The organism is Bradyrhizobium sp. Mp27 (assembly GCF_029953005.1).
GTDB classification, from domain to species: domain Bacteria; phylum Pseudomonadota; class Alphaproteobacteria; order Rhizobiales; family Xanthobacteraceae; genus Bradyrhizobium; species Bradyrhizobium barranii.
On the sequence record NZ_JASAUS010000469.1, the window covers coordinates 1 to 1641 of the forward strand.

Here is a 1641-nt window from a genome sequence, read left to right on the forward strand (position 1 = left end):
CGCACCCGACGCGCCATCGAGAACCTGCCGGTTCTGCGTGGCTATACCGAGACCCGCCACAAGGCAAAGTCCTGGGATCGCGAACGGCGCACTGTCGCCCGTATTGAGGCGGCGATGCTCGGCCTCGACATCCGTTTCGTCGTCACCAGCCTCGATGTCGGCTCGGCCGAGTGGATCTACGACAGCCTGTATTGCGCGCGCGGCCAAGCCGAGAATCTGACAAGCTGCATAAGTCACAGCTCGCCTCCGACCGCACCAGCTGCCGTTCGGCGCTCGCCAACCAGGTCCGTCTCGTGCTCCATACGGCCGCTTATTGGCTGATGCTGACCGTGCGCGAGGCCATTCCCAAAGTCCGGGAATTGGCCGCTGCCGAGTTCGCGACGCTGCGTCTTCGGCTCTTGAAAATCGCTGCCCGTGTGGTCGAGACCACGAGCCGCATTCGCCTTGCGTTCGCCGCGGCCTGTCCGGAAGCCGACCTGATCCGCTGCTTGCCAGGTGCGCTGCTGCCGCTCGGTCCTTGACCGGCGGGGCGTCCGCCCCCCGTTCGCCCAACCTATACCTCAAGCGCGTTGCAAAGTACGGGTCGTCAGGCGGTGAAAAGCCGAAGGCAATCCTGTGCGCCTCGTCAGACAAGATGTTCGGCCGCATCAATCGGGCCCCAAAGCCGCACTCTCACGAATAGGACGGGCTAGCATTGTTAGGAGGTTTGTGCATGTGCACATGATGCGCGCCGACTCGAACGACGGCCAGGCGCGGAGACGTGACCATAGGAGACGTCCGTGAAATCTTGGACGGACTTCGCTGCAGGCTCTCCGATTGATCGATATCGTACAGATTCGTCGCACTCTCAGGATTGCTGGCTTCTTCAAGAATGCAGGAGCTTTGAATGAAGGATGGGGAATGCCATGGGTGTGCTGGTTTCCGCTCGATCTCGCCCACCGTTCCGATTTGGTGTCGCCCGCCATGCCCAATCGCTTTTCTTAGCTGCGGCTGAAGTTCGTGCATGGTTTCCTCGGCGCGCCCGGTGCTGCTGCTTCTTCCTCGCACGTGCGTCAGGCATTTCCTGGCATTGGACGGGGTCTTCTCGGCATAACGCATTGCAAGCTCGTCAGGCTCCAAGCTCTTCTCAGGCAATTGCAGACGCGACAACCACAAGCAGTTCTGCCCGCAGCAGCCCATTACCCTTGCCGTCCCACCAAGCCTGGTAGGTGCGATCACGGGTCGTTTCGGGGATGATCCGACGCGAGTAAAGGTGCAACAACGGCTACAGCTATCAACTAGGAAATACGAGCGTCGGCCTCCAAAGAACGGAAGCCGGATTTCCTATGGCGACTGGTTTCACCAGCCAGCGGTGGCGAGAACTGTTTCCCGGACGGACTGATGTCACATCAATCGTGGATTTTCAGGTTGCACATCCGCTCGTCGGTAACGCCGGCGATATTCTGCTCGAGCACCAACTAGGGCGAGACGGCGAACGGCCGCTAGTGAACTGGCGTCCTGCCAATGACGAAGCGAGAGCCCGTGCAGAACAACCCCCGTGGGTCGGTCAAAATCCCCCGGGTATGGTCACTTGAAACTCCCCCACCTGATGATCGCCGTCAGCGCCGCTGAACAGCAGTAGCCGGTCAGGCAGGACGTTTA

1 protein-coding gene and 1 pseudogene are annotated in these 1641 nt (G+C 60.6%); one reads left to right on the forward strand and one right to left on the reverse strand.

The window, feature by feature from the left end; translation table 11 throughout:
* Positions 1-521, forward strand: a pseudogene (locus QJT78_RS50995) (transposase); the annotation flags it as partial.
* A 151-nt stretch (positions 522-672) separates the two neighbouring features.
* On the opposite strand, the gene QJT78_RS51000 reads toward QJT78_RS50995, so the two are convergent.
* Complete coding sequence (locus QJT78_RS51000; RefSeq protein WP_223153745.1) at positions 673-1098, reverse strand: hypothetical protein; 426 nt, start codon at positions 1096-1098, stop codon at positions 673-675.
* Between the last annotated feature and the right edge of the window lie 543 nt (positions 1099-1641).

Coding starts and splice junctions, on each gene's coding strand:
- QJT78_RS51000 (WP_223153745.1), bottom strand. CDS start 1,098: ATGCGTTATGCCGAGAAGACCCCGTCCAATGCCAGGAAATGCCTGACG.